The sequence below is a fragment of the Azospirillum melinis genome (genome assembly GCF_013340935.1).
Classification (GTDB): domain Bacteria; phylum Pseudomonadota; class Alphaproteobacteria; order Azospirillales; family Azospirillaceae; genus Azospirillum; species Azospirillum melinis.
This window is the reverse complement of record NZ_WHOS01000068.1, coordinates 17,303-37,905: the sequence shown is the minus strand read 5'-3', so window position 1 is coordinate 37,905 and position 20,603 is coordinate 17,303. Positions and strand designations below refer to the sequence as shown.

At 68.3% G+C, this 20,603-nt stretch carries 18 protein-coding genes; 8 read left to right on the top strand and 10 right to left on the bottom strand.

The window, feature by feature from the left end; genetic code table 11:
• Positions 1–519 (top strand): hypothetical protein (locus GBZ48_RS30795; protein WP_174474497.1); only part of this gene is annotated, 519 nt, incomplete at its 5' end.
• Between the two features lie 7 nt (positions 520–526).
• Here GBZ48_RS30795 and GBZ48_RS30790 read toward each other — a convergent pair.
• The 3 genes from GBZ48_RS30790 to GBZ48_RS30780 form a co-directional block, all read right to left on the bottom strand.
• Positions 527–2,308, bottom strand: a complete 1,782-nt coding sequence (locus GBZ48_RS30790) for a glycoside hydrolase family 17 protein (RefSeq protein WP_174474496.1) — start codon at positions 2,306–2,308, stop codon at positions 527–529.
• Positions 2,309–2,543: 235 nt separating this feature from the next.
• Positions 2,544–3,317, bottom strand: a complete 774-nt coding sequence (locus GBZ48_RS30785; protein ID WP_098735899.1) for a ferredoxin--NADP reductase — start codon at positions 3,315–3,317, stop codon at positions 2,544–2,546.
• Positions 3,318–3,554: 237 nt separating this feature from the next.
• Positions 3,555–4,997, bottom strand: a complete 1,443-nt coding sequence (locus GBZ48_RS30780) for a helix-turn-helix domain-containing protein (RefSeq protein WP_109490780.1) — start codon at positions 4,995–4,997, stop codon at positions 3,555–3,557.
• Positions 4,998–5,312: 315 nt separating this feature from the next.
• On the opposite strand from GBZ48_RS30780, the gene aceA reads away from it, so the two are divergent.
• The 3 genes from aceA (at position 5,313) to GBZ48_RS30765 (ending at position 9,691) form a co-directional block, all read left to right on the top strand.
• On the top strand, positions 5,313–6,590 hold the full coding sequence (gene aceA / locus GBZ48_RS30775; RefSeq protein WP_042697577.1) for an isocitrate lyase: 1,278 nt from the start codon (positions 5,313–5,315) through the stop codon (positions 6,588–6,590).
• 588 nt (positions 6,591–7,178) lie between these two features.
• The gene (locus GBZ48_RS30770; protein WP_174474495.1) at positions 7,179–7,742 is read left to right on the top strand and encodes a DJ-1/PfpI family protein; all 564 of its coding nucleotides are present in this window, start codon (positions 7,179–7,181) and stop codon (positions 7,740–7,742) included.
• Between the two features lie 251 nt (positions 7,743–7,993).
• Positions 7,994–9,691, top strand: a complete 1,698-nt coding sequence (locus tag GBZ48_RS30765; protein ID WP_174474494.1) for a methyl-accepting chemotaxis protein — start codon at positions 7,994–7,996, stop codon at positions 9,689–9,691.
• A gap of 53 nt (positions 9,692–9,744) precedes the next feature.
• Here the strand turns inward: GBZ48_RS30765 and GBZ48_RS30760 are convergent, their stop codons facing one another.
• Together GBZ48_RS30760 and GBZ48_RS30755 are read right to left on the bottom strand one after the other, a co-directional pair.
• Positions 9,745–10,659 (bottom strand): prephenate/arogenate dehydrogenase family protein, encoded by a 915-nt coding sequence (locus tag GBZ48_RS30760; protein WP_174474493.1) that lies wholly within the window; start codon positions 10,657–10,659, stop codon positions 9,745–9,747.
• A 100-nt stretch (positions 10,660–10,759) separates the two neighbouring features.
• Positions 10,760–11,671, bottom strand: a complete 912-nt coding sequence (locus tag GBZ48_RS30755; protein ID WP_174474492.1) for a hydrogen peroxide-inducible genes activator — start codon at positions 11,669–11,671, stop codon at positions 10,760–10,762.
• 252 nt (positions 11,672–11,923) lie between these two features.
• Between GBZ48_RS30755 and ahpC the strand changes: the two genes are divergently transcribed.
• Complete coding sequence (gene ahpC, locus GBZ48_RS30750) at positions 11,924–12,487, top strand: alkyl hydroperoxide reductase subunit C (protein ID WP_042697589.1); 564 nt, start codon at positions 11,924–11,926, stop codon at positions 12,485–12,487.
• Between the two features lie 407 nt (positions 12,488–12,894).
• Entirely contained in the window at positions 12,895–14,490 is a 1,596-nt protein-coding gene (ahpF, locus tag GBZ48_RS30745; RefSeq protein WP_174474491.1) for an alkyl hydroperoxide reductase subunit F, read from the top strand.
• Between the two features lie 73 nt (positions 14,491–14,563).
• On the opposite strand, the gene GBZ48_RS30740 is transcribed toward ahpF, so the two are convergent.
• A complete protein-coding gene (locus GBZ48_RS30740) occupies positions 14,564–14,926 on the bottom strand; it encodes a hypothetical protein (RefSeq protein ID WP_174474490.1) in 363 nt (120 codons plus the stop codon).
• Positions 14,927–15,074: 148 nt separating this feature from the next.
• Positions 15,075–16,052, bottom strand: coding sequence for a LysR family transcriptional regulator (locus GBZ48_RS30735; protein WP_246307575.1), 978 nt, complete (start codon positions 16,050–16,052; stop codon positions 15,075–15,077).
• A gap of 41 nt (positions 16,053–16,093) precedes the next feature.
• Between GBZ48_RS30735 and GBZ48_RS30730 the strand changes: the two genes are divergently transcribed.
• On the top strand, positions 16,094–16,417 hold the full coding sequence (locus GBZ48_RS30730; RefSeq protein WP_174474489.1) for a nuclear transport factor 2 family protein: 324 nt from the start codon (positions 16,094–16,096) through the stop codon (positions 16,415–16,417).
• The gene (locus GBZ48_RS30725; RefSeq protein ID WP_174474488.1) at positions 16,414–17,193 is read left to right on the top strand and encodes an SDR family oxidoreductase; all 780 of its coding nucleotides are present in this window, start codon (positions 16,414–16,416) and stop codon (positions 17,191–17,193) included. Before GBZ48_RS30730 ends, GBZ48_RS30725 begins: the two co-directional genes overlap by 4 nt.
• Before the next feature lie 27 nt (positions 17,194–17,220).
• On the opposite strand, the gene GBZ48_RS30720 is transcribed toward GBZ48_RS30725, so the two are convergent.
• The 3 genes from GBZ48_RS30720 to GBZ48_RS30710 form a co-directional block, all read right to left on the bottom strand.
• Positions 17,221–18,192 carry an endonuclease/exonuclease/phosphatase family protein gene (locus GBZ48_RS30720; protein WP_174474487.1) on the bottom strand — a complete coding sequence of 324 codons (972 nt, stop codon included), beginning with the start codon at positions 18,190–18,192 and terminating at the stop codon, positions 17,221–17,223.
• A gap of 68 nt (positions 18,193–18,260) precedes the next feature.
• On the bottom strand, positions 18,261–18,911 hold the full coding sequence (locus tag GBZ48_RS30715) for a chemotaxis protein (RefSeq protein ID WP_174474486.1): 651 nt from the start codon (positions 18,909–18,911) through the stop codon (positions 18,261–18,263).
• 161 nt (positions 18,912–19,072) lie between these two features.
• Positions 19,073–20,500: a D-alanyl-D-alanine carboxypeptidase/D-alanyl-D-alanine-endopeptidase gene (locus GBZ48_RS30710; protein WP_246307574.1), complete on the bottom strand. Its 1,428-nt coding sequence runs from the start codon at positions 20,498–20,500 to the stop codon at positions 19,073–19,075.
• Positions 20,501–20,603: the final 103 nt, after the last annotated feature.

Here is a 20,603-nt window from a genome sequence, read left to right as displayed (position 1 = left end):
CCCGCCCCTCTCCGCCGCCTTGCCATGCCGGCGCTCACCGCGCTGCTGCTGAGCGCCGCCCCGCTGCACGCCCAGACGGTGCCGCCCGCCGATCCGGCCGGCCGGTGCAGCCCGACCGTCTCGGCGGCGCTCAGCACCTGGGACACCGGAGTCGCGGCGGCGGAGCGGTTCGGCGACAAAGCCGCGGCGGTGGCGCGCGAGAAGGGGCGGGAGTATCTGCTGCCGCTGCTGGGCATCGACCCGAAGGCGGTGCCGCCCGACGCCAAGGGCGGCGGCACGACCGACGATGTCGGCCGCGCGCTGGAGGAGAGCCGCAACGATCCCAAGCGCCGCGCCGACCTCTGCGCCGCCATCACCCGCGCGGCGGACGAGGCGAAAAACTCGGCCGGTGCCGGGCTCGACGCGCTGAAACGGGCCCTGGACAACTGGCAGCTGACGCCGCCCGCCGCTCCGGCGCCCGGCCCGGCCCCCGTCCCTGCTCCGGAGACGCCGAAGCAGGACGGGCTGATCCGGACCTGACCTGACTTCAGATCCGCCGCAGCGGACGCCGGGCGCTCCACACCCCGGCCAGGAAGGGCAGCGCCAGCAGGACCTGCAAGGCTGCCCAACCCAGCGCTTCCCAGTTCGGCCGGGTCCACTCGACCTCGTGCAGCGCCTCCATGAAGGGCAGCTGGCCGTAGATCAGCGATTCGAGCGGCACGAAGCCCTCCGCCACCACGGTCAGCAGCGCCGCCAGCAGCAATCCGAACCCCAGAGCCGACTCGACCGGCAGACGGCGGACGGCGCCGCACAGGCCGCTCGGCCCGCCGTCGGCAAGGGGAACGGCCGGACGGAACAGGCTGGCGATGCCCAGCGCGCCGCGCGTCTCCGCCCCCACCGGCCGGCGGGCGGCGCGGATCAGGCCCAGCGCCGGCAGCGCCACCGCCGGGATCAGCAGGTACGGGTTGGGGAAGTCACGGTAGCGGCCGTCGAAGACGATCAGCAGCGACCAGACCAGCGCCGAGACGCCGAGCGCGACGGCGCTCCACCGCCCCACCCGCTCGGTGCGGGTCAGGGCCGGGCGGGCATGGCGCAGGCCGACCAGCGGCTCGCTGGCCAGACCGCCGCTCGCCAGCGTGCGGTGGGCGGTCAGCAGCACCGCCAGCGCCAGCGCAGCGGTCAGCGCCAGCATCGCCACGGCCAGCGTGGTGTCCTGCCAATAATGCTTGCCATGCTCCGCCAGGAAAGCGGCGCGGACATAGAGGGTCGACAGCGCCTGCGCCAGCAGGATCAGCACCACCCAGCCGGTGCCCGGCACATGGCGGCGCAGCAGCGACAGCCCGCCCAGCAGCACCAGCGCCAGCCCGCTCGACGCCGCGAACAGCCAGGGCCACGCGACATTGCCGACGACCGGCCCGGCCAGCGAGAATTTCGGCGTGCGGTCGGCGTTGTACAGGCCCCAATGGCCGCCGACCGTGCCCTCCAGCTTGGCCTTCCATTCCTGATCGAAGGCTTCGATCACGTTGTAGTCGAAGCCTTCCTGCTCGGCCATGCGGACGAAGGCGTTGACGAACTTCGCCTTGTTGACCAGCCCGGGCACGGCGGCCCCGCGCGAGCGGCCTTGCGTCGGCCAGCCGGTCTCGCCGACCAGGATCGGCTTGCCCGGAAAGCGGTGGGCGATGGTGCGGTAGCTCTGGCGGATGCGCTCGGTCGCCGCCTCGACGCCGGCCGGCACGTCCTCCCAATAGGGCAACAGGTGGATGGTCAGGTAATCGACGTGATCGGCGATCTGCGGGTATTTCAGCCACCACTCCCACACGTCGGCGTAGGACACCGGCTGCTTCACCGCCGCCTTGACGCGGTCGATGTAGCCGGCGACCTGCTCCGGCGTCAGCTCGCGGCGCAGCAGCACCTCGTTGCCGACGATGACGCGGGTGATGATTTCGGGATAGCGGTTGGCGAGGTCGATCAGCGAGGCGATCTCCGCCTCGTTCTTGTCCGTCCGCGAGGACAGCCACGCCCCCATGGTGACCTGCATGCCATGCTTGCGCGCCAGTTCCGGCACCACCTGCAAGCCTTCCAGCGAGGTGTAGGTGCGGATGCCGGCCACCTGCGGCGCGAGGGCGACGATGTCCTCCTCGATCTGGGCGGTGGAGGGCAGGACGCCGGTCAGCGGGCTCTGCCCATCGCGGAAGGGCGCGAAGGACACGCTGCGCAGCTTGCCGCCGGGCGGCGGGTCGAGCGGCACCGGCAGGTTCGGCAGGGACCAGACGGCGAGATTCGCGAGGCCGGCGACGATCATCGCGGCGAGGATGAGGATCAGGCGCATGGGCGGGATGTCTACACCAAAGGCTTGACGGTTTGAACGGTGACCGTCGCACCAACAGGCCGGACGGCGATTTTATTCACGGATGCGGACAGAAAATGGGCGCGCCCCCCAAAGGAGGCGCGCCCAGTCGGTCAAGGATTGAGTGACGTGCCTTCGTCACGGATTGGTAAACCGGCGGACAGGGGAGTTTATTCCGTGGGAAATTGCATCCCCGCCCCCAATTTCACCGCTCGCTTCAGCGTTCGACGAATGCCTTTTCGATGACGAAGCCGCCCGGCTCTCCGTTGGTGCCCATGACGAAGCCGCGCTTTTCCATCATCGCGGTGGTCTCGGCCAGCATCGCCGGGCTGCCGCAGATCATCACGCGGTCCTTCTCGGCATCCAGTTCCGGCAGGCCCAGGTCTTCGTAAATCTTGCCGGTTTCCATCAGTGTGGTCAGGCGGCCCTGGTTGCGGAAGGGCTCGCGCGTCACGGTCGGGTAATAGAGCAGCTTTTCCTTCACCTGCTCGCCGAAGAACTCGTTCTCCGGCAGGCTGTGGTGGATCAGGTCGTCATAGGCCAGTTCCGCCACGGTGCGGGTGCCGTGGGTCAGGATCACCCGGTCGAACTTCTCGTACATCTCCGGATCCTTGATGATGCTGAGGAACGGCGCCAGGCCGGTGCCGGTGCTCAGCAGATACAGGTTCCGTCCGGGAAGCAGGTTGTCGGTGATCAGCGTGCCGGTCGCCTTGCGGTTCACCAGCAGCGTGTCGCCTTCCTTCAGGTGCTGGAGCCGCGAGGTCAGCGGGCCGTCCTGCACCTTGATGCTGAAGAACTCCAGCGTCTCCTCGTAATGCGCGCTGACGAGGCTGTAGGCACGCAGCAGGGGCCGGCCTTCGACCTCCAGCCCGATCATGGTGAACTGCCCCGGCAGGAAGCGGAAGGACGGATCGCGCGTGGTGGTGAAGCTGAACAGCGTGTCGGTCCAGTGGTGAACGGTCAGCACGCGCTCTTTGATCAAGTTGCTCATGGGGGCGTTCCAAAACCTGTCGAGGCCAAGCTCTGTTGGCAATGTTCAATACAGAAGTCCGGGACGCTGCGTTCAGGTGGCCGGCGCGATGACACGAGCGGAGCTGCCGCGACGCAACGGCCGAAACCTATCAACAAACCCGGTCGAAGGCCACGGATTTATACCAGTCAAATGACGGGCTTTCCGGCAAACAACACGAATTCCGCCGTACAACATTGATCCCGGTCAATTCACGACTTACTCGGCGCTGGGCGGCGCGAACAGGTAGGGCGACAGGCCGCGCAAATTCTCATCGACGATAAGCCGATGATTCAGCGGCGGAAACGCCCGTTGCGAGCAGTCCAGCCGCGGGCAGAGCCGGCAATTCACCCCGATCGGGGTCGCCGCATCGGTGTTAGACAGGTCGAACCCGTCCGCATAGGTGACCTGAGCCGCATGCTGGACGTCGCAGCCGAGCGCCACCGCGAATTGCTGCGGCGGGCTGCGGTGGCCGCCGCCAGCCTTCACCACCGTGCGGGCGATGGAGAAATAGGCGGTGCCGTCCGGCATCTCCGCCATCTGGCTGTGGATCTTGCCCGGCGTGCGGAAGGCTTCATAGACGATCCAGCGCGGGCAGCCACCGCCGAAGCGGGCGAAATGGAAGCCGGCGCCGGAGAAGCGCTTCGACACGTTGCCGGCGCTGTCCACCCGCATGAAGAAGAAGGGCACGCCCTTGGCCCCCGACCGGTGCAGGGTGGTCAGCCGGTGGCAGACCTGCTCGAAGGAGGCGTCGAAGCGCCGCCGCAGGATCTCGATGTCGTAGCGCAGCTGGGTCGCCGCCTCATGGAAGCGGGCGTAGGGCATCAGCACCGCCGCGGCGAAATAGTTCGCCAGCCCGATCCGGGTCAGCCGCCGCGCCTCGTCGTCCGACAGATTGGCGGCGTCGACGATGCCGTTCAGCAGGTCGCGGTGCCGCAGCAGCGCGATCTGGCAGGCGAGCTGAAAGGTGCGGCCCGACGGCGCCAGCATCTCCGACAGCAGGATGCGCCGGCTGTGGCGGTCGAAGCGGCGCACTGCATAGCCCATCACCTCCGACGGCAGCAGGCGGACGCGGACGCTGTGCTGGGTGTTCAGCCAGTCGACCAGCCCGCGATAAAGGTCGCCGCGCTCCAGCTTGCCGTCCTGCCACAGGCTTTCCGCCGCCGCCTCCAGTTCCGGGAAATGGTTGGAATGGGTCTGGAACAGGTCGCGCACCTCGTCCTGCGGGAAGCCGGTGGCCTGCACCAGATGCAGCTTCTCGCGGTCGGCCACCCGCTCCGCCAGGGCCTGGAGATCGTCGCGCGCCCCGCGGAAGCCGCGATAGAGCGCCACCACCGCCTGCCCCAGCGTCGGCGCCACCGCCGCCAGCTCGCGGAAATCCTGGTTCTTGATGTCCGATCCGTCGAACAGCTGGTCGGCGAACACCTCGCGCAGGCCGGCCACCAGCCGGCTTTCCTCGTCCTCGGCGAAGGCCTGGAGATCGACGCCGAACTGCTGGCCCAGCTTCAGCAGCAGCGGCACCGTGACCGGGCGCTGGTTGTGCTCGATCAGGTTCAGATAGCTGGGGGAGATGCCGAGCTGGTCAGCCATCTGCGCCTGGGTCAGGCCCTGGTCGCGGCGCAGGCGGCGCACCTTCGGACCCAGCATCGCCTTCTTTTCCATGGTCGCCAAAACCAGCCCCCTCGACGGATCGCGAACTTTACAAGATTTACGGATTTACAGGATTGTGAATATGGCAGTTTACAAACGGACCTTTTTACAAACAAGGGCTTATTGCAACGCACTCGGGCCGGGTTTAAGTCTTGGTTCACGGCCGCGCTGTAAAGCGCAAGCGGCCCCGAAGACACCGGACGGCAGAGCAAGGCGGGAGGAAACGCCACTGTCCGCAACCGGATGCCGGGACCGACAAAAGGCCCGCCCCGAGACCCCAGTTCCGCCCCGATCGACCGGGCGCACCGGACATAAGGAACCTGACCCATGTCGCTCGATGAAAAGACCAAGACCGCCATCCACGCCGCCCGTTACGAGGGCATCCGCCGCGACTACACCATGGACGACGTCAAGCGTCTGAGCGGCTCGGTCAAGATCGAGTACACGCTGGCCGAGCTGGGTGCCCGCCGCCTGTGGGAGCTGCTGAACACCGAGCCCTACATCAACACCCTGGGCGCTCTGACCGGCAACCAGGCGATGCAGGCGGTCAAGGCCGGCCTGAAGGCCATCTACCTGTCGGGCTGGCAGGTCGCCGGCGATGCCAACACGGCCGGCCAGATGTACCCGGACCAGAGCCTGTATCCGGTGAACTCGGTCCCGGCGGTGGTCGAGCGCATCAACAACACCTTCAAGCGCGCCGACGAGATCCAGACCTCCGAGGGCAAGGGCGACACCTACTGGTTCGCGCCGATCATCGCCGACGCCGAGGCCGGCTTCGGCGGCCCGCTGAACGCCTTCGAGCTGATGAAGGCCATGATCAAGGCCGGTGCCGCCGGCGTGCACTGGGAAGACCAGCTGGCTTCGGAGAAAAAGTGCGGCCACCTCGGCGGCAAGGTTCTGATCCCGACGCAGCAGCACATCCGCACGCTGAACGCCGCCCGTCTGGCCGCCGACGTCTGCGGCACCTCGACCCTGGTGATCGCCCGCACCGACGCGGAGTCGGCGCAGCTCATCACCTCGGACATCGACGAGCGTGACCATCCCTTCATCGATTTCGACAGCGGCCGCACCACCGAGGGCTTCTTCCGCCTGAAGAAGGGCATGGGCGTCGATCACTGCATCGCCCGCGGCCTGTCCTACGCGCCGTATTCGGACCTGATGTGGTGGGAGACCTCCAAGCCGAACCTGGACGAAGCCCGCCGCTTCGCCGAGGCCGTGCACAAGCAGTTCCCGGGCAAGATGCTGGCCTACAACTGCTCGCCGTCCTTCAACTGGAAGGCCAACCTGGACGACGCCACCATCGCCAAGTACCAGCGCGAGCTGGGCGCCATGGGCTACAAGTTCCAGTTCGTCACGCTGGCCGGCTTCCACAGCCTGAACTACTCGGCCTTCACCCTGGCCAAGGGCTATGCCGAGCGCGGCATGGCCGCCTACTCCGAACTGCAGCAGGCCGAGTTCGCGGCCGAGAAGGACGGCTACACCGCCACCAAGCACCAGCGCGAAGTCGGCACCGGCTACTTCGACGCGGTCGCCACGGCGATCTCCGGCGGCACCTCCTCGACCACCGCGTACAAGGACTCCACCGAGGCTGACCAGTTCCATTGATCGCAGGTTCCGATCATTGGGATTGGTCCGTGATCCAGTGTGCGAGCTGGATCTTTTCGAACGGCTGATGCTTTGACTTGCCGACGGCCGGGGGCCTTCCCCCCGGCCGCTTTTTTTTGGCGTCGACACAGCCGGCATCCGGTTCATCCAGGATAATACTTCGGGGAAGCCACGCCCCCATGGTATGGCAGCCCTGCACCGCATCAACCGGTGGTACAGGCCGGTTGGCCCGAAAGTCTTGAACTGGGCTGGAAAATGCGGCGGAATCCACCGGTTACGGCGGAATCCGGGGTGCCGCATCCTTGGGTGCGCCGCGGAATCCCTTGTTGACTTGGGGCCTCATCGGGACCAATTAAGTCCCCATGCTGAAAACAAACCGATCCGGGACGTAAAGGTCCCACACGCCGGCACCCGACCTCGGGGTCCCGGCGGGCGGAACTGGCCGCCGCGCATCCTCATGCGCGGCGATGACCGTTTCCCGACCGCCTCCCCTGCTTCGGCGAGCCCCCGGCGGGTTCTCCCCTGGCCGACATGCCATCGGAGATGCTCCGGCGTTCTATTGGTGAAACGATGAAAGGACAAGACAGTATGGATCAAACGCTCGCAGGAAAGTCCATCGCCATCCTCGTCTCCAACGGCTTCGAAGAAGCGGAGATGACCGAGCCGCAACGCGCCCTGATCAAGACCGGCGCCACGCTGCGTACGATCTCGACCGAGACGGGTCTGGTCAACGGCTGGCACGGCAAGTCCTGGGGCCATTACTTCCCGGTGGACAAGCATCTGAGCGAGGCGCTCGGCGCCGACTTCGACATGCTGCTGCTGCCGGGCGGTGAGCGCAGCGTGGCGAAGCTGCAGCAGTCGGCCCACACCCGCCGCATCGTCGGCCACTTCCTGGATGCCGGCAAGCCGATCGCCGCCATCGACCAGGGCATCCAGCTGCTGGCGATCCCCGGCAAGCTGCGCGGCCGCCTGCTGGCCGCCCCGGAAGCCTACCGCGCCGACCTGACCGCCGCCGGCGGCAAGATCAGCGACGAGGCTCTGGTCGTCGACGACATCACGGTCTCGGCGCTGGGCCAGGACCAGCTGAACGAGTTCGTCGAAGCCGTGGTGAAGCTGTTCACCGAGCTGGGTTCCGTTCGCAAGGCCGCCTGATCTCCATCCTCAGCCGGTCCCGAAACGGCCGCCGCACCATCCGGGTGCGGCGGCCGTTTCGTTTTCGGGCTTCCTTTACGCCCCATTCAAATCGCCCCCTGTGACCATTGTCCGACACCCCGGATTTCCGACGAATTCACTCACCTTCCGCGTTGATAATTTTAAACATTCGGATTAGTAAGATTGAGGGTCGAACAATACCTTCGGATGGATAGGCGTCTTGCCGGAGGTTTGGCGGGGATGCGGGCAAAATGGCTAAAATTCGAGCATTCGGACAGTTGACCATCCGTGCCAAGATCATCGTCGCGGTGCTGGGCACTGTGGTGATGGCCGGCGCCTTCGGGATTTTCACGCTCAGCCGGCTTGAAATCCTAAACAATGCTGCAGAAACAATGCGCAGCCGTTCGCTGCCGGCGACCCAGCTGGCCGGTCAACTGACCTCCGCCGCGCAGAGCCACCGCATCGCCGAAGCCGCCTATGCGCTCGCCACCAACGAGATGCAGGTGAACCAGGCGGAAAAGGGCTGGACCGACGCGGTGACCGAGGTTGCGTCGCGCCGTCAGGCCGCCGGTGCCCGTTTCACCGGCGGCGAGGGTGCCGCCCGTCTGGCCGCCTTCGACGAGGCCTGGACCGCCTATGCCGCCGCTGCCGACCGCGTGCGCGGCCAGGCCCGCGACGGCAACGCCCAGTCCGCCGTCAGCGTCTTCAAGCGCCCCAGCGCCGTCGCCTTCGCCCGCGTGCAGGAGGCGCTCGACGCGCTGGTGGACAGCACGATGGCCGATGCCGGCGCCGTCGCCGACCAGGGGGCGGCGGTCTACAGCAGCGCCCACGGCATGGTGCTGGGCGGGGTGACGCTGTGCACCCTGCTGGCGCTGGGCTTCGGCGCCGTGCTGGTGCGCGGCATTTCCCGCCCGATCCTCGATGTCGCCGGTTCGCTGGAGCGGCTGGCCGCCCGCGACTTCACCGCCACCTTCGAAGAAGGCCGCCGCGACGAGATCGGCCGCATGGCGACCGCCGCCCGCGTCTTCCGCGACACCATGCTCGACACCGAACGCCTCCAGCAGGAGCAGGAACGGCTGAAGACCGCCGCCGCCGAGGAGCGCCGGCGCGAGCTGCGCACGCTCGCCGACGGCTTCGAGGCAACGGTGAAGCGGCTGGTCGAAGCGCTGTCGACCTCCACCGCCGAGATGGCCGCCGCCTCATCCGCGATGGCCGAGGGCGCCGCCGAGACGGCGCGCCACTCCGACGCGGTGTCGTCGGCCGCCGGCCGCGCCTCGGCCAATGTCGACAGCGTCGCCGCCGCCACCGCCGAACTGTCGGCCAGCTTCGCCGGCATCGCCCGTCTGGTCGCCGATTCCGCCGGCATCGCCGCCGACGCCACCCGCGACGCCGAGCGCAGCACCACGGTGATGGGCAGCCTCGCCGAGGCGGCGGAGGAGATCGGCAAGGTGGTGGACATGATTTCCGGCATCGCCGGCCAGACCAACCTGCTGGCGCTGAACGCCACCATCGAGGCTGCCCGCGCCGGCGAGGCCGGCAAGGGCTTCGCCGTGGTGGCGAGCGAGGTGAAGCAGCTTGCCGGCCAGACGGCAAAGGCGACCGCCGAGATCCAGGCGCGCATCGCCGAAATCCAGAGCGCATCGGGCACCGCGGTCGACACCATCGGTGCGGTGACCCGCACCATCGCCCGCCTGAACGAGATCGCTGGCGAGGTCGCCGCCGCGGTCGAACAGCAGACCGCCGCGGTGGGCGAGATCGCCACCAACATCCAGGACGCCGCCGACGGCACCCGCGCCGTCTCCGACAACATCGCCGCCGTCACCTCCGCCGCCGCGTCCGCCGAACGGGCCAGCGGCGTGATGGTGCGCTCGGTGGACACGGTGCAGGACGATGCCGGGCGGATGCGCCAGGAGGTCGACGGGTTCCTCGGGGCGTTGCGGGCGTCTTAATCGGAAGGCTGAGAACTCCGGGGATTTCCCTCTCCCCGGAGCGGAGAGGGCGTTTAAGCCTGCTTGGCGTCGATGATTCCCCGGCGCACCGCGCGGGTCTTGGTGAAGTGGTCCTGCAGCTGCTCCCCCTCTCCCCAGCGGATGGCGCGCTGCAAGGCCGTCAGATCCTCGGTGAAGCGCTGGAGGATTTCCAGCACCGCCTCGCGGTTGTTCAGGAACACGTCGCGCCACATCACCGGGTCGCTGGCGGCGATGCGGGTGAAGTCGCGGAAGCCGCCGGCCGAGAATTTGATGACCTCGGACTTGGTGTCCTCCTCCAGGTCCGACGCGGTGCCAACGATGGTGTAGGCGATCAGGTGCGGCAGGTGCGAGGTGATGGCCAGCACACGGTCGTGGTGGCTGGCCTCCATGACCTCGACGGTGGAGCCGACGCGGCGCCACAGCTCGGTCACCCGCTCCAGCGCATGGCGGTCGGCGCCGGGCGGCGGGGTCAGGATGCACCAGCGGCCCTGGAACAGCGTGGCGAATCCCGCCTCCGGCCCCGAATGCTCGGTGCCCGCCACCGGATGGCCGGGGATCAGATGGACACCGTCGGGCAGATGCGGCCCGACGTCGCGCAGGGTCGCCTGCTTGACCGAGCCGACGTCGGTGACGATGGTCCCGCGCTTCAGGAGCGGCCCGATGGCCTCGGCCACCGCGGCATAGCTGCCGACCGGGGTCGACAGCACCACCAGATCGGCGCCGGCCAGCGCCGCCGCCGGGTCGGTGGAGGCCTCCGCCACGATGCCCAGCTCCAGCGCCTTGGCGCAGGCATCGGCGTTGCGGTCGGTGCAGACCACCTGCCGCGCGATCCCATATTCCGCCAGCGCCCGTGCCAGGGAGGAGCCGATCAGACCGATGCCGATGATGGCGACGCGGTCGAACAGGGGGCCGGGGGCGGAAACGGAAGCGGTGGCGGTGGTGGACATGACGTTGGGTGTCCCGAAAGCGGAGTGAACGGGCGAAAAACCGTCCCGTTTAAACCACCTCGCACCCGCGGGACCAAGCGAATCTTTCGCCGCCGCTCCGTCAGCCGTCCTTCGCCGTCATCTCCGCCCTGAGCGCTTCGGCCAGCCGCTGGAAGGTTTCCTTCCGCCCCGATGTGCGGCGCCAGGCCAGCGCGATCCGCCGTCCCGGACGGTCGCCCGCCAGCGGGCGCACCGCCAGATCGAGCCCGCGCAGGATGCCGGAATCGACCGCCATCTGCGGCAGCAGCGTCACCCCCAGCCCGTTCGCCACCATCTGTACCAGCGTGTGCAGGCTGGTGCCCTGGAAGGCGGTGTTGTGCGGCGTGGCGTCCAGCGCGCAGGCCGCCATGGCATGGTCGCGCAGACAATGCCCGTCCTCCAGCAGCAGCAGATCCTCCGACGGGACCGCCACCGGCTGCGCCGGGTCGCCGACGCCCAGCCGGTGGCCGGTGGGGCAGACGAAGGAGAAGCGGTCCTCCGCGATGTCCTCCGTCTCCAGGTCGCCCATCGGGTAGGGCAAGGCCAGCAGCGCCGCGTCCAGCTTGCCGGCGTTCAGCTGCTCCAGCAGCCGCGCCGTCTGGTCCTCGCGCAGATAGAGCCGCAGCCGCGGGAAGGTCTCGCGCAGGGCCGGCATCACGCGGGGGATCAGGAAGGGGCCGATGGTCGGAATCACCCCCAGATGGAGCGCGCCCGACATCGGGTCGGCGGCGGAGCGGGTGATGTCCACCAGTTCTTCCGCCCCCTTCAGAAGCTGCCGCGCCCGCTCCGCGATCTCGCGGCCGAGCGGTGTCGGCAGCACGGAGCGGCGCGTGCGCTCCACCAGCGTGGCGCCCAGCAGATCCTCCAGCTCCTGCAAGCCGGCGCTCAGCGTCGACTGGCTGACGAGGCAGGCCTCCGCCGCCTGCCCGAAATGGCAGCGGTCGACGACGGCGACGAGGTAGCGGAGCTGGCGCAGGGTGGGGAGCGGTTTCATGCCCGGTTATGTAATCGGATTTATCGATCAGTTCAATTGGTATTTTCTACTTCTCTTGATCACAGATTTCCCGTATTCCTCCACGGGTCAACGGGACACAGGGAACATCGCCCCGCTCCCCTGGCCACACGGCAGGCCCCCTTGTTCGACCCGGTGCGCCGCACTAAGTCGGGCATGTCACGGCCACCGGCCGGGGCCAGCGGCGAGGGATTGGGGCGTCAACCAAATCATCGCACCTATCGGAGAACACAAATGTCCTTGATCAACAGTGAGATTAAGCCCTTCAAGGCGACCGCGTACAAGAACGGCAAGTTCATCGACGTGACCGACGCCGACCTGAAGGGCAAGTGGTCGGTCGTGTTCTTCTACCCGGCCGACTTCACCTTCGTCTGCCCGACGGAGCTGGAAGACCTGGCTGACAACTACGCCGAATTCCAGAAGCTGGGCGTCGAGGTCTACAGCGTCTCGACCGACACCCACTTCTGCCACAAGGCCTGGCACGACACCTCGCCGGCCATCGGCAAGATCGGCTACACCATGATCGGCGACCCGACGCTGGCGATCAGCCGCAACTTCGAGGTCCTGATCGAGGAAGTCGGCCTGGCCGACCGCGGCACCTTCGTCGTCGATCCGGACGGCAAGATCCAGATCGTCGAGATCACCGCCGGCGGCGTCGGCCGCGACGCCAAGGAGCTGCTGCGCAAGATCAAGGCCGTGCAGTACGTCGCCGCCCACCCGGGCGAGGTCTGCCCGGCCAAGTGGCAGGAAGGCGAGAAGACCCTCGCCCCGTCGCTCGACCTCGTCGGCAAGATCTAAGGTTTCCTTCGGGAAATCACGGATCGGGGGCCGGTTCCGGCCGGCCCCCACCCCCGCCCCCGACAGAATTGGATGGCGGGATTTAAACGAGTGCCCTTGCCGCCGCAGCCGGCAGCAAGGCAGGTTTTTACCGGCCGGCTTTCAAAAGCCTCCCGGTTCGGGTTCCGTCATCGGTTTCCCCATCCCCGCGAAGGCGGGCATCCAGGCGCGTTTTGTCGCAGTCCTTTCAAAATCTGGATCCCCGCCTGCGCGGGGAGGACGATGACGTTTCAAACTCTTCGCTGTTTCAAAACCAGACCGCCCGCCCGACCGGCTCCCCCGATTCGGGTCACCATTTTCTCCGCCCGGACCGCCGCGACACCACGCAGGCGATCCGCCCCGGACATGAGACGTTGGGAACGAAAGCCATGCTGGACGCCAATCTGAAGACGCAGTTGAAGGCCTATCTGGAGCGCATCACCCACCCGATCACCCTGGTGGCGTCGCTGGACGACGGCGCGAAGTCGCAGGAGATGCTGGGCCTGCTGGAGGACATCGCCTCGCTGTCCGGCAAGATCACGCTGGACCGCAGCGGCGCCGACGCCCGCCGGCCCTCCTTCGCCATCAAGCGCGACGGCAGCGACATCGGCGTCACCTTCGCCGGCCTGCCGATGGGGCACGAGTTCAATTCGCTGGTGCTGGCCCTGCTCCAGGTCGGCGGCCATCCGTCGAAGGAGTCGGAGGAGCTGCTGGAGCAGATCCGCACCCTCGACGGCGATTTCCGCTTCGAGACCTATTTCTCGCTGTCCTGCCAGAACTGCCCGGACGTGGTCCAGGCCCTGAACCTGATGAGCGCGCTGAACCCGCGGATCAAGCATGTCGCCATCGACGGCGCGCTGTTCCAGCAGGAGGTCGAGCAGCGTCAGGTGATGGCCGTCCCCACTGTCTTCCTGAACGGCGAGCCCTTCGCCCAGGGCCGGATGGACGTGGCGCAGATCGTCGCCAAGCTCGACACCGGCGCCGTCGCCCGCGCCGCCGAGAAGATCAAGGCCAAGGCCCCGTTCGAGGTGCTGGTGATCGGCGGCGGCCCCGCCGGTGCCGCTGCCGCCATCTACGCCGCCCGCAAGGGCATCCGCACCGGCGTGGCGGCCGAGCGGTTCGGCGGTCAGGTGCTCGACACCATGGCGATCGAGAACTTCATCTCGGTCTCCCACACCGAGGGTCCGAAGCTGGCCGCGGCGCTGGAACAGCACGTCAAGGACTATGAGGTCGACGTGATGAACCTGCAGACCGCCACCGCCCTGGTGCCGGCCACCCAGGAAGGCGGCCTGATCGAGGTGAAGCTGGCGAGCGGCGCCTCGCTGAAGTCCCGCACGGTGGTGCTGTCGACCGGCGCCCGCTGGCGCTCGATGAACGTCCCGGGCGAGGCGGAATACCGCAACAAGGGTGTCGCCTACTGCCCGCACTGCGACGGTCCGCTGTTCAAGGGCAAGCGCGTGGCGGTGATCGGCGGCGGCAACTCCGGCGTGGAGGCGGCCATCGACCTCGCCGGCATCGTCTCGCACGTCACGCTGATCGAGTTCGACAGCCAGCTGCGTGCCGACGCGGTGTTGCAGCGCAAGCTGCACAGCCTGTCCAACGTCACCGTCCTGCTGTCGGCCCAGACCACCGAGGTGCATGGCGACGGCAACAAGGTGGTCGGCCTGTCCTACAAGGAGCGCAACAGCGGCGAGCTGAAGCGGGTCGATCTGGAAGGCATCTTCGTCCAGATCGGCCTGGTGCCGAACACCGAATGGCTGAAGGGTACGCTGGCCCTGACCCCGCGCGGCGAGATCGAGGTGGACAACCGCGGCCAGACCTCGCTGCCCGGCGTCTTCGCCGCCGGCGACGCGACGACGGTGCCGTTCAAGCAGATCGTCATCGCCATGGGCGAGGGTGCCAAGGCCGGGCTGGCCGCCTTCGACCACCTGATCCGCACCGTGCCGGCCGAGGAACCCGCCCGCGAGTCCATCGCGGCGGAGTGACCGGTCCGGGATGAAAAAAGCCGGCGGTCCCGCAAGGGGCCGCCGGCTTTTTGTCGTTCGATAAGTGAAGCCTCTACTTCTTCACCGCCGCCTTTTCCTTGTCCACCGCATCCAGGATCCGCTGCAAGGCCTCGGTGCTCAGGGCCGAGTCCATCGTCAGGCTGTCGCCGAACTTGCGCAGCGCGCCGACGACGCGGCGGCGCGCAACGAACTCGTCGTCGCCCTGCTCGAACGGCTCGACCACCGGACCCTTGTAATAGCTGCCACGGAAGCTCCACTGGCGGCGGCCGTCGGCACGCCACTCGCTGCCGTCGGACAGCACCATGCAGCGCCCCCCTTCGGTGTAACGCTCCACCGTGGCGATGGATTGCGGAATGGACTGGCCGCTGCGGATGGTCACGCGGTCGCCGACGCGGAAGCTGGCGGCAGTGAACATGCTGTCTCCCAAATGGCACCTGCTGAATGGCGCCGGCCCTCTCAACCGGAGCGCAGCGCCGCAAAATTCCCGAAGACGCTGTTTTCCACCAGTTGCGCTCCTGAATCCAGCGCCATGTCCCGCCAAGTGGCCGAACGCGGCGATGGGTTCAAGGCGAAACACCCGGCTTCGCGCCGAGTTCACGGGCGAGGCCGATGAAAGCCCTGAGGGCGGCCGAAGGGTTGCGCCGTCCGGGATAGTAGAGACAGAGCCCGGCACGGACCGGGGTCCAGTCATCGAGCACGCGGACGAGACGGCCCGCCTCGATGTCGGTGCGCACGTCCTGCTCCATGAAGAAGCCGAGGCCGATGCCTTCCAGGACGGCGGCCCGTGCGAGACTGGCCTCGTCCAGGGTGATAGGTCCGCGCACGTCGATCTGCGTCGCCTGCCCGTCCCTCTCGAATTGCCAGCGATAAAGGGCCCCATTCGGCAGGCGGACACGGATGCAGGGGTGGTTGAACAGGTCAGGCGGGACGCGGGGTTTCTCACGCTTCCCGAAATATGCCGGCGAACCGACGACGGCAAATCGCTGCGGGCGGCCCAGGGAAACCGCGATCATGTCGCTGGGCACGAGGTCGGCCACCCGCACGCCGAGATCGAACCCTTCGGCGACGATGTCCACCAGCCGCCCCTCGGTGACGAGATCGACATGCACCTGTGGATGTCGGCGGAGGAACTCCAGCACGAGCGGCGAGAGGATTTCGCGGGCCGCCATGGCGAACGCATTGATGCGAAGCGTGCCCGACGGCGTCGTCTGCTGCGACCGCACGGCTTCCAAAGCGCCGTGGACGTCCTGCAAGGCCGGACCGACCTGCTCGACGAACAGCCGGCCGGCATCGGTGAGCGACACGCTCCGCGTCGTCCGGTTGAACAGACGGACGCCGAGTTCCGCCTCGAGCTTCCTGACGGCGTTGCTGAGCGCGGTCGTGGACATGCCGAGATCGAGTGCCGCGGCACGGAACGACCCCCTGCGCGCAATGGCGAAAACGGCGTCGAGATCGTTCAGTTCAGCCCGCGTCATTGTCCCGCAAAGCGAAATTCCACATCCCGTTTTATCCCGATTATCGAAACCGATGTCCACGCTCATCTTGGAAAGGACCGAAGACACCCCGATCAGGAGACAGCACGATGACTCTTCCCCCACCGATCCTGGCCTACATCGATGCTGACCGGAGGTGCGACGGCGCGGCCCTGATCGCCGCCTTCGCGCCCGACGCCGTCGTCAGGGACGAAGGGGGGTCCCATGCCGGCCACGAAGCCATCGATGCGTGGTGGCGCGCCGCGAAGGCCAAGTACGCCCATGTGATCGAACCGCTCGAAATGTCCGAGACGGACGGTGTTGCAAAAGTCATTGCAAGGGTTTCCGGCCAGTTCCCCGGCAGTCCTGCCACGCTGGTCTTCGCGTTCCGGATCGAGAACGGCCGGATTGCCGGACTGGAGATCGCCCCATGACCGGGTTCGTCAGCCTTGAAGGCAAGCGGGCGCTCGTCACCTCCGGCACGCGCGGAGCCGGCGCGGCCACCGTTGCCCTATTCCGCGAGCTCGGCGCCCGGGTGCTGACCGCCGCCCGTTCCCGGCCCGACACGCTGGGCGGGGAGATGTTCGTCGGCGCCGACCTCACCACTGCGGAGGGGTGCGCCACGCTCGCCGCTGCGGTGCGCGAGCGACTGGGCGGAGTCGACGTCATCGTCCACATGCTGGGCGGCTCATCCGCCCCGGCCGGCGGCTACGCGGCGTTGGGCGACGCGGAATGGACCAGGGAACTCGATCTCAACCTGATGCCCGCCGTCAGGATCGACCGCGAACTCGTGCCGGCGATGGTGGCACAGGGCCGCGGCGTGGTCATCCACGTGACATCCATACAGCGCCAGCTGCCGCTTCCGGACGCGACGACGGCCTACGCCGCCGCGAAGGCCGCGCTCTCGACCTACAGCAAGAGTCTCTCCAAGGAGGTCTCGCCCAAGGGCGTGCGCGTGGTGCGCGTGTCCCCCGGCTGGATCGAGACGGAGGCGGCGGTGCGGCTGGCCGAGCGGCTCGCGCAGGAGGCCGGCACCGATTACGAAGGTGGCAAGCGGATCATCATGGACTCACTCGGCGGCATTCCGATCGGCCGGCCATCCAAGCCGGAGGACGTCGCGAACCTGATTGCTTTCCTCGCTTCCGACCGTGCCGGAACGATCACCGGCACGGAATATGTCATCGACGGCGGCACCATCCCCACCGCGTGAGCCCCGTGTGCTCTAGCAGTGTGCGCTCTATAGGCTGAAACCCGCCACCACCGGCGCATGGTAGCTGACCGGCGACGGCTCGTCGGCGTGCTCGACCTCGTCGGTGAGATCCTCGTTGTGGATCGCCACGTCGCGCATCCGCTCGGTCAGCCGCGGCGAGGCCAGCAGATGGTCGAGCAGCACCGGTGTGCCGCCATGCAGCACGGTGTAGCGCCGCTCCTCCGGGATCGCCTGCTCCAGCGGCTCCAGCACGCGGTTGGCCAGCTCGGCGTTGCCGGTGAAGTCGGGCCCGGCGCGGATGATGCGGACGGCGGTCTGCTCCAGGTCGGCGTTGCAGTCGCCGGCCACCAGGATCAGCGCGTCGGGATCGGCGTCGAACAGCCGGTCCACCGCCATCCGCGTCTCCAGCGCCTGCCCCGCCCGCTTGATCGAGGCGAGATAGAAGCCCTCCGCCCAGCCGGCCGCCGTCTTCCAGATCTGGGCGCCGGCCTTCTGCCCCGGCACCGGCGCGGCGATGGGCGCCCGCAGATGCAGGTCGAACACATGCAGGATGCGGCCGTCCGGCATCTCGATTTCGGCATGGAGGACCGGCCGGTCCCAGCCGACCTCCGTCTCCCCCTCCGCCGCCGGATCGGCGGTGGCGAGCCGCACGCGGGCCGGCGGCACCAGATGGTGGCGCAGCAGCCGTGCCGCCCGGATCGGCCAGCGGCTGACGATCACCGGGTTGTGGCGGTCGGCCGGCGACGCGGCGTCGCCCGCGGTGACGTGATAGCCGGCATAGCGCGTGTCCTCCAGCAGCCGGGTCAGCGCACGCAGGATGCGCGGCTCGCTCTTCACCGGATGCTGGGCGTCGACCTCCTGAAGGCAGAGGATGTCGGCCTCCAGCCGTTCCAGCTGCGGGCGCAGCGTGGCGATCCGCGCCTCGAAGGGCGGCTCGTCGGCATCGTCGTCCAGGTTTTCCAGGTTGAAGGTGGCGATCCGGAACAGCGTGTCGGCCATGAAGGGCTCCGCGGAAGAACGGCGGGGTGGGAGCGCGCGGCGAGCGGGCGCGCCCCCGGTCGAGCCTATCAGAACAGCTCGACGTCGCCTTCGATCCGCGTCCGGCCCAGATGCTCCATATAGGACGACTCGTTGCGGGCGATCTCGTGCAGCGTCTCGCCGCCGATCAGCCGGCGCTGGCTGCGGCCCGTGGTGGGGAAGAAGCGCACGGCGCGCGGGGTGGCGCCGCCGACGTCCCAGCTGACGGTGGGGATGCCCTCCGTCGCCAGATACTCCATGACGAAATCGACGTTGCGCTGGCCGATGTTGGCGGTGCGCAGGGTGTTCAGGTTGACGTTGGCGCCGCCGAACAGCTTGGCGCGCAGCCGGTCGCGCCGGCCGGTGACGGCCAGCAGCCGGTTGATCAGATGCTCCATCGCCGTGGCGCCATAGCGCGACGACAGCGACAGCGTGTCGCTTCCGGCGTCGGGCAGCAGGAAATGGTTCATGCCGCCGATCTCCGCCACCGGATCGTACAGGCAGGCGGCGACGCAGGAGCCCAGCGTGGTGGTGATGACGACGTTCGGGTCGTCGGTGACGACGCAGCCGCCGACGACGATGTTGACCACCTCCGCCCCCAGCCGGCGGTCGTGATAGCGGTTGGCGGCCACATCCTGACGTTCCAGCCGGCGGCGCAGGACGTTGCGCGCGGGTGAGGTGGCGGAACGGTCTGTCATCATCGGGGCCGGGGCTCTCGCTGCTGGTTGCCGACGCATATGGTCCGGATGAGCCCGCGATCAATCGACGCAGGCGCTGCTTTTCTCAAATCGACTCCGCATCGAATCGACTTTGATCTGCATTTTACCGGTTTGGCTATCCTCTGTCCTATGACCTATCTCAGTCAATAGGAGAGAACCCAGCGCCCCAGCATCTCGTCCTGCACCTTGCGGGCGGCGGCGGCCCAGCCGCGCGCCTCCGCCGGAATGGCGGTCACCCGGCGGTCGAGTGCGGCGTCCAGCGCCGCCCGGCGTGCCGGGTCGGCGATGAACAGGACGAAGCCCAGCCGCCGGCCGCTGGCTACCGTCAGCAGCCCCGCCAGCCCCTTCACATAGGCCAGCGTGCCCGTCTTGGCATGGACGCCCGACGGCAGCGCCTTGCCGTCCTCCTCCCCGGGCAGAAGCTCCCACAAAGCGGGCCCGCCGGCCCGCAGCAGCGCCGCCATCTGCCGCGGCGTGGTGCGCGACCCGGTGCCGAGCCCCGAATGGTTGGCGAGCCGCAGCCCGCGCCAGCCAGCCGCCACCTGCCCGGCCGCCTGCCCGCCCTTCTCCATCGGCTGCCGCGTCAGCCAGCCCTGCAACAGTGCCGCCGAACGGTCCAGCGTCGCGGCCGCCGGGTCCAGCCGCTTCGAGGCCGCCAGCCCGATTACCTCCGCCGACAGATTGTTGGAATGGCGCAGCAGCCCGCGCGCCAGCTCGTTCAGCGGCAGGCTGTCCAGCGCCGCCAGCACCGGTGCCCCGGACGGCGCCCGGCCGACCCCGGGCAGCGGCAGGCCGATGCCGGCATCGCCGGCCAGCCGGCGGAACAGTGTGGCGGCGGCCAGCCCCGGCCGCGCCACCGGCACCCAGGCACCCCCCGCCTCCCCGGCGGCGGGCGGCGCCATCAGCCAGCGGTCGGCGCCGTCCGGCAGCAGCGGAAACCCCCTGGTCCCGGCCATTGGCCGCACGGCAACGCTGTCCAGCGGCAGGCGCCCGGCATCGGCGACCGTCAGCACCTCCGGCCCGGCGCCGCCGCGCCGCCAGTTCAGCAGGGCGCGGTTGTAGTTCAGCGACAGCGCCCCGACCCCGGTGTTGTAGGGTGCCGCCCAGGGTTGCCCGGCATCGATCTCCGCCAGATCGGGCAGCAATGCCGTGTCGTACAGGAACCGTCCCTCCACCCGGCGCAGCCCGGCGGCGGCCAGCCCGCCCAGCAGTTGCACCAGCCCCTCCGTCGCCAGCGCCGGGTCGCCGCCGCCTTGCAGGATCAGATCGCCGCGCAGCACCCCGCCCGTCAGCGGTCCCGTCGCCAGCAGCCGCGTGGTGAAGCGATGGTCCGGCCCCAGCAGGGCCAGCGCCGCCGCCACCGTCGGCAGCTTCGCCACCGACGCCGGGATGAAGGGGGTGTCCGCTGCCCGCGACTCGAGCACGGTGCCGCTGTCCGGCTCGAACAGGAGATAACCGACTGCAGAACTTTCTAAACCATTGGTGGTGGACGCCAAAACCGGCAGCGGGCCCAGCGCCGCCGGCAGGCCCAGCGATCCCAGCAGGCCAAGGAAAGGCCGGCGGCCCAACATCAGGCGGGGATCGGGCCGGCGATCTGGCCGGTTATCGGGTCGGCTACCGGAGTGACGGATTGCGGTCACGGTTCGGGTCTTTCCGCTTCTGATGGAAGCTTTC

Excerpts from the sequence above, each read along its gene's own strand:
- GBZ48_RS30770 (WP_174474495.1), top strand. The coding sequence starts at position 7,179 with ATGGATCAAACGCTCGCAGGAAAGTCCATCGCCATCCTCGTCTCCAAC.
- ahpC (WP_042697589.1), top strand. The coding sequence starts at position 11,924 with ATGTCCTTGATCAACAGTGAGATTAAGCCCTTCAAGGCGACCGCGTAC.
- ahpF (WP_174474491.1), top strand. The coding sequence starts at position 12,895 with ATGCTGGACGCCAATCTGAAGACGCAGTTGAAGGCCTATCTGGAGCGC.
- GBZ48_RS30730 (WP_174474489.1), top strand. The coding sequence starts at position 16,094 with ATGACTCTTCCCCCACCGATCCTGGCCTACATCGATGCTGACCGGAGG.
- GBZ48_RS30715 (WP_174474486.1), bottom strand. The coding sequence starts at position 18,911 with ATGATGACAGACCGTTCCGCCACCTCACCCGCGCGCAACGTCCTGCGC.
- GBZ48_RS30760 (WP_174474493.1), bottom strand. The coding sequence starts at position 10,659 with ATGTCCACCACCGCCACCGCTTCCGTTTCCGCCCCCGGCCCCCTGTTC.
- GBZ48_RS30710 (WP_246307574.1), bottom strand. The coding sequence starts at position 20,500 with ATGTTGGGCCGCCGGCCTTTCCTTGGCCTGCTGGGATCGCTGGGCCTG.
- GBZ48_RS30785 (WP_098735899.1), bottom strand. The coding sequence starts at position 3,317 with ATGAGCAACTTGATCAAAGAGCGCGTGCTGACCGTTCACCACTGGACC.
- GBZ48_RS30780 (WP_109490780.1), bottom strand. The coding sequence starts at position 4,997 with ATGGAAAAGAAGGCGATGCTGGGTCCGAAGGTGCGCCGCCTGCGCCGC.
- GBZ48_RS30720 (WP_174474487.1), bottom strand. The coding sequence starts at position 18,192 with ATGGCCGACACGCTGTTCCGGATCGCCACCTTCAACCTGGAAAACCTG.
- GBZ48_RS30755 (WP_174474492.1), bottom strand. The coding sequence starts at position 11,671 with ATGAAACCGCTCCCCACCCTGCGCCAGCTCCGCTACCTCGTCGCCGTC.
- GBZ48_RS30725 (WP_174474488.1), top strand. The coding sequence starts at position 16,414 with ATGACCGGGTTCGTCAGCCTTGAAGGCAAGCGGGCGCTCGTCACCTCC.
- aceA (WP_042697577.1), top strand. The coding sequence starts at position 5,313 with ATGTCGCTCGATGAAAAGACCAAGACCGCCATCCACGCCGCCCGTTAC.
- GBZ48_RS30735 (WP_246307575.1), bottom strand. The coding sequence starts at position 16,052 with ATGAGCGTGGACATCGGTTTCGATAATCGGGATAAAACGGGATGTGGA.
- GBZ48_RS30765 (WP_174474494.1), top strand. The coding sequence starts at position 7,994 with ATGGCTAAAATTCGAGCATTCGGACAGTTGACCATCCGTGCCAAGATC.
- GBZ48_RS30790 (WP_174474496.1), bottom strand. The coding sequence starts at position 2,308 with ATGCGCCTGATCCTCATCCTCGCCGCGATGATCGTCGCCGGCCTCGCG.
- GBZ48_RS30740 (WP_174474490.1), bottom strand. The coding sequence starts at position 14,926 with ATGTTCACTGCCGCCAGCTTCCGCGTCGGCGACCGCGTGACCATCCGC.